The 5226-nt window shown below is 66.9% G+C and carries 7 protein-coding genes; 1 reads left to right on the top strand and 6 read right to left on the bottom strand.

From position 1 onward, the window contains the following. Positions 1–215: 215 nt before the first annotated feature. From ACXJKH_RS14070 to ykgO, 6 genes are all read right to left on the bottom strand, one after another. The gene (locus ACXJKH_RS14070) at positions 216–1448 is read right to left on the bottom strand and encodes a TraB/GumN family protein (RefSeq protein ID WP_457320147.1); all 1233 of its coding nucleotides are present in this window, start codon (positions 1446–1448) and stop codon (positions 216–218) included. After that, positions 1441–1971, bottom strand: coding sequence for a GNAT family N-acetyltransferase (locus tag ACXJKH_RS14065; protein WP_312236950.1), 531 nt, complete (start codon positions 1969–1971; stop codon positions 1441–1443). The genes ACXJKH_RS14070 and ACXJKH_RS14065 overlap by 8 nt, the downstream gene beginning before the upstream one ends. A 19-nt stretch (positions 1972–1990) precedes the next feature. After that, the gene (locus ACXJKH_RS14060; RefSeq protein ID WP_256773973.1) at positions 1991–2878 is read right to left on the bottom strand and encodes a carbon-nitrogen hydrolase; all 888 of its coding nucleotides are present in this window, start codon (positions 2876–2878) and stop codon (positions 1991–1993) included. Between the two features lie 320 nt (positions 2879–3198). Next, complete coding sequence (locus tag ACXJKH_RS14055; protein WP_256773972.1) at positions 3199–4236, bottom strand: agmatine deiminase family protein; 1038 nt, start codon at positions 4234–4236, stop codon at positions 3199–3201. Between the two features lie 46 nt (positions 4237–4282). Then, positions 4283–4609, bottom strand: coding sequence for a hypothetical protein (locus tag ACXJKH_RS14050; RefSeq protein ID WP_256773971.1), 327 nt, complete (start codon positions 4607–4609; stop codon positions 4283–4285). 172 nt (positions 4610–4781) lie between these two features. Beyond that, on the bottom strand, positions 4782–4907 hold the full coding sequence (ykgO, locus tag ACXJKH_RS14045; RefSeq protein WP_017355593.1) for a type B 50S ribosomal protein L36: 126 nt from the start codon (positions 4905–4907) through the stop codon (positions 4782–4784). 194 nt (positions 4908–5101) lie between these two features. Between ykgO and ACXJKH_RS14040 the strand changes: the two genes are divergently transcribed. Beyond that, positions 5102–5226, top strand: a 125-nt coding sequence (locus tag ACXJKH_RS14040; RefSeq protein ID WP_457320149.1) for a (d)CMP kinase, incomplete at its 3' end; no start/stop codon positions are given.

Here is a 5226-nt window from a genome sequence, read left to right as displayed (position 1 = left end):
CCCATTCCCTTGGAGGCGAAATAAAGGAGGAGGTGGCGGCCGCAGGCCGACGCCGGGGGCGTCGCCGGAAAGGGCATGGGCGCCCAGCGCCCGACCCACCGACCGCCGCGCCTGGAAGAAGTCAACGCACGCTTCTGCTTGCCCCGCATAGGGGGCGAAGAGCCAAAAAAAGGCCACGCATTGCGTGGCCCTTCGATCCGCCTCGGCGCAGGGAATTACCCCGCCACCTTCCCCCACACCTGGAAGCCGGTCAGCCACAGTCCCAGCATGCTGCCCAGGTTGGTCAGCATGAAGGTCAGCACCACGCGGGTGACGCGGTTGCGGTACCAGCCCCTCACGCTCTGCGCATCGTCGCGCAGCTTGAGGAAATCCTCGTACGCTGGCTTGCGCAGGCGGGTTTCCACCAGCGCCGCGAAGGCACCGGTGGGAATGCTCAGGCGGAACGGCTTGAACGGGGCGACCACGATCGCGGTCAGGATGCTCAATGGATGGCTGCCGGCCAGCAGACACCCCAGGCCCGCCAGGCCACCGGTGTACATCGCCCAGGTCAGCAGCAACTCACCGCCCACGCCCATGCCGCCAYGGTAGAAGCCGACTGCGATACCCGCCAGCACGATCGCCAGGATGGTCAGGGTGATCCACGGGATGTTGCGCTTTTTCGCCACTTCTTCCAGCGATTCGCGCAAGGGACCCGGCGCATCGGTATCGGTTTCCAGATACTTCGCCAGCCCGGCCAGGTGGCCGGCGCCGACCACCGCCAGCACCTCGCGCTGCGCAGGGTCGTGCACTTCGCGCAGGCGGGTGGCCATGTAGCGGTCACGCTCGCCGATGATGGTCTCGTACAGCGCCGGACTTTCGCTGGCGAATTCGCCGAAACTCGCTTCGAGCATGTCGCCCTGCTTGAGTTTTTCGATCTCTTCCTCGCCCACGTCTTCAGAGGCGAACAGGCCCGCGCCCAGTCCCATCACCAGCTTTATCCGGCCGAAGAAACCCAGCCGCTGCGACGCGCGCTTGAAGGTCAGCCCGACTTCGCGGTCGATCAGATGCACCGGCAGGTGCTGTTCGTTGGCCAGGGTCACCGCGCGCTTGAGCTCGGCGCCCGGCTCGATGCCGAGTTGTTCGGCCAGGCGACGCTGGTAGGCGGCCAGCGCCAGGTTGGCGGCAAACAGTGCCACGCGGCCCTTGCGGATCACCTCGACCAGGTCCAGCTTGGCCATCGCATCGGGGTTGGTCAGCGCCTGCAGGCGCTGCGCGTCGAGCTCGACTGCCACCGCATCGAAGCGGCCGCTGCGGATCGCCCGTTCCACCGCCTCCACGCTGGCCTGGGACACGTGCGCGGTGCCGAGCAGGGTGTAACGCACGCCGTCGCGTTCGACCACGCGCACGGGYTGGCCGGCGAACAGGGTGTCGCCGGTGTCATCGATCTGGGGTTCAGTCATTTCATTCATTCGAAGGGGCGCTGTCGGCACCATCGCCGAGCGCGCGCTGCATCTGGACGGTGTCCAGCCAGCGGCCATGCTTGCGGCCGAGGCCGCGGAAAATGCCGACGGTGTGGAAACCGAAGCGCTCGTGCAGTTTGATCGAGGCGGTGTTGGTCGGCTCGCCGATCACCGCCACCATCTGCCGGTACCCGCGTGCCACGCAGGCATCGATCAGCCCCTGCAGCAGCGCCGTGCCCACGCCCCGGCCCTGGAAGGCCGCATCCACGTAGACCGAATTTTCCACGGTCCACTGGTAGGCGATGCGCCCGCGATAGGTGTTGGCATAGGCGTAACCGGCCACCTGGCCGTCGACCTCGGCCACGATGTACGGAAACCCGCGGCCGACGATGTCGTGCATGCGCCGCTGCATCTCCGCCGCGTCGGGCACGTCGTACTCGTACGTGTTGACCAGATCGGTCACCTCCACCGCGTAGATCGCGGTGATGGCGGGGATGTCGGCGTCGGTGGCGTCGCGCAGGGACACKGTCACGGGGCAGGGGTCCTGGGTATCAGTCGATGTAGCGCTTGAGCAGGTCGCCGTACGCATCGATGCGGCGATCGCGCAGGAACGGCCAGATCCGCCGCACGTGTTCGCTGCGCTGCAGGTCGACCTCGCAGATCAGCACGGTGGGCTCGCCACCGGCTTCGGCGATGAACTCGCCCTGCGGGCCGAGCACGTGGCTGTTGCCCCAGAACTGGATGCCCGAGGCGCCCAGCGGCGAGGCTTCGTGACCGACGCGGTTGCAGCTCAGCACCGGCACGCCATTGGCCACGGCATGACCGCGATGGCTCAGCACCCACGCATCGCGCTGGCGGCCCTGCTCGTCCTGCTGGTCCTCCGGATCCCAGCCGATGGCGGTGGGGTAGAGCAGCAGCTCGGCGCCGGCCAGCGCCATCAGGCGCGCCGCTTCCGGATACCACTGGTCCCAGCACACCAGCACGCCGAGGCGACCCACCGAGGTGTCGATCGGCTTGAAGCCGATGTCGCCCGGGGTGAAGTAGAACTTCTCATAGAAGCCCGGGTCGTCCGGGATGTGCATCTTGCGGTACTTGCCCAGCAGCGTGCCGTCCTTTTCGAAGACGACCGCGGTGTTGTGGTACAGCCCGGCGGCACGGCGTTCGAACAGCGAGCCGACGATGACCACGCCATGTTTTTTGGCGAGCGCGCCGAGGCGCTCGGTGCTCGGGCCCGGGATCGGCTCGGCCAGGTCGAACTCGTCCACCGACTCGTGCTGGCAGAAGTACGCGCCGTTGTGCAGTTCCTGCAGCAGGATCAGCTTGGCACCCTGGGCGGCCGCTTCAGCCACGCGCGTTTCGATCACGGCCAGGTTGGCCGCGGCGTCACCGTGGTTGCGCTCCTGGATCAGGGCGACGGAAAGGGTGTGGCGTGAGCTCATCCGAGTGCGGTCCTGCGGGGGAAAAACGCAGTTTATCGCGGATGGGTGCACGCGGCGTGCTGTGCGCTAAATGGGCGGCGATGCCACGTTGCCGCCATCGTCGGGGCACGGTGCAGAGGGCGGCGCGTCGTTTGCGCAGGCAGGCGGGACGGGCAGCCCAATCCAGGACACGCCGTGAACCCATCCATGGGGGCTCGTGGGCGCCATCCATGGCGCCCAACGGTCCTGGATCGCGCTGCCCGCCCGCTCTACCGACATCCAGGCGCGCCGAGGGAGAGGAGCTGCAGGCCACGACCGTGGGTCGTGGCCTGCAGCAGGGGTCAGGCCAGCAACCCTTCCGGCAGCTGCATGGTGATGCAGTGCAGGCTGCCGTTCTGCCAGATCAGCGACCGGCACGGCACCGGCACGATCTCGCGGTCCGGATAGGCCTGGGCCAGCACCGCACGCGCGGCCTCGTCGGCGACATCGCCGTAGGCCGGCATCAGCACCGCGCCATTGAGGATCAGGTAGTTGGCGTAGGACGCGGCCAGGCGGCGGCCATCGTCGATCACCGGCTGCGCCCACGGCAGCGGGAACAGGCGGTACGGCGTGCCCTGCGCCGTGCGCAGCGCGGCCAGCTCGTTGCCCATTGCCTGCAGTTCGGCGAAGTGCGAATCGCCGCTGTCATCGCAGGCCTGGTAGACGATGCTGTCCACCGACGCGAAGCGCGCCAGGGTATCGATGTGGGCGTCGGTGTCGTCGCCTTCCAGGTAGCCGTGGTCCAGCCACAGCACCCGGTCCTGCTGCAGCCAGTTGGCCAGGTCGGCGCTGAGCGAATCGCGCGCGCGGTCCGGATGACGCTCGTGCAGGCACTGCCAGGTGGTCAGCAGGGTGCCGGCGCCGTCGGTTTCGATGCCGCCGCCTTCCAGTGCGAAGGGAATGCTCTGCACCTCGGCCGTTGGTGCGAACACGCCGGCCGCATGCAGCACCCCGACCAGTTGGTCGTCCAGGCTCGCGTCGAACTTGCCGCCCCAGCCGGTGAAGCGGAAGTCGAGCAGGCGGAAGCCGCCGTCGGCACGCTTGAGCGTGATCGGGCCGGAATCGCGCAGCCAGGTGTCGTCGTATTGCGCGGTGACGAAACGAACGCGGTCCATGTCGATCCGGTTGGAGCGCAGGCGCGCATCGGCGTAGGCCTCCAGGTCATCGTCGGCGACGATGATCAGCACCGGCTGGAAGCGGGTGATGGCCGCAACCAGGGCGATGTAGGTGTCCTCGACGTCACCCAGGCGGTCGGCCCAGTCGGTGTCGGCGTGGGGCCAGGCGATCAGGATGGCGGACTGGGTTTCCCATTCGGCCGGAAAGCGGAGCGTGTCGTTCATGGTCTCGATGCGATGGCCCGCCGGGTGGCGGGCAGTAGGAATGGGGTCAGCGGATCGGCGGCTTCGGGCCGACTTCGTTGGCGTCGGCCTTGTTGGCCACCACGTCGATCACCTTCTGCTTCTCGAAGTAGACGGTGAACTGCGGGTAGACCCAGCGGTTGATCGTCGGCCACTGGCGCTTCTGCCCGCCGCGCGGGTCCAGGCGTTCGCCCGGGTCGCCGAACTGGGCCTGCACCTGCTGCATGCTCTGGCCGCGGACGGGCAGGGCGGTGGCGGGCTTTTCCTGGCTGCGATCGATCAGCAGGGTGTCGGCGTGGGCGCTGGCGCAGGCCAGCAGGGCAAGCAACGGCAGGGTGGTCAGGTAACGCTTCATCTCGATCTACTCCCCAGTGGTCAAGAATACGGAAGGCCTCACGACGGCGTGCCTCATGACCAACTGTCGTGAGTTACCCGGCGATTACAGCAAAAAACGGCAATAAAAAACCGCCCGGAGGCGGTTTTTTATTCAGGCAGCTCGCGACCCGGGGGTCGTGATGCCTTTGGGCTCAGCGCTGGCGAGCCTTGAAACGCGGGTTCGACTTGCAGATCACGAAGATCTTGCCGCGACGACGAACGACCTTGCAATCGCGGTGACGGGACTTGGCCGACTTCAGGGAAGACAGGACTTTCATTGCATACCTCGGCGTAAACGTTGGATTCGGTTGGAGCGCGGCCGCGATATGCAGATGACAATCGGCAGGTGACGCCCGTTCAAGCCCGCCATTCTACCGGGCTTTTTTCCATCCTTTCAAGTGGTTGCACCAAAAAAATCTCAAGCGGCCCTGGGCGGGGGCTAGAATGGGCGGTCCAATCTACCGGGAAACCCATGAACCAGCTTCCTTCCGTGCTCACCATCGATGGCCCTTCCGGGGCTGGCAAGGGGACCGTCAGCCGCATTGTCGCACGCCGCCTGGGCTGGCATTACCTGGATTCGGGCGCTCTCTACCGCGC

The sequence above is a fragment of the Stenotrophomonas sp. P5_B8 genome, assembly GCF_054049855.1.
The sequence above is the reverse complement of the archived record's forward strand: the minus strand, read 5'-3'. Positions and strand labels throughout refer to the sequence as shown.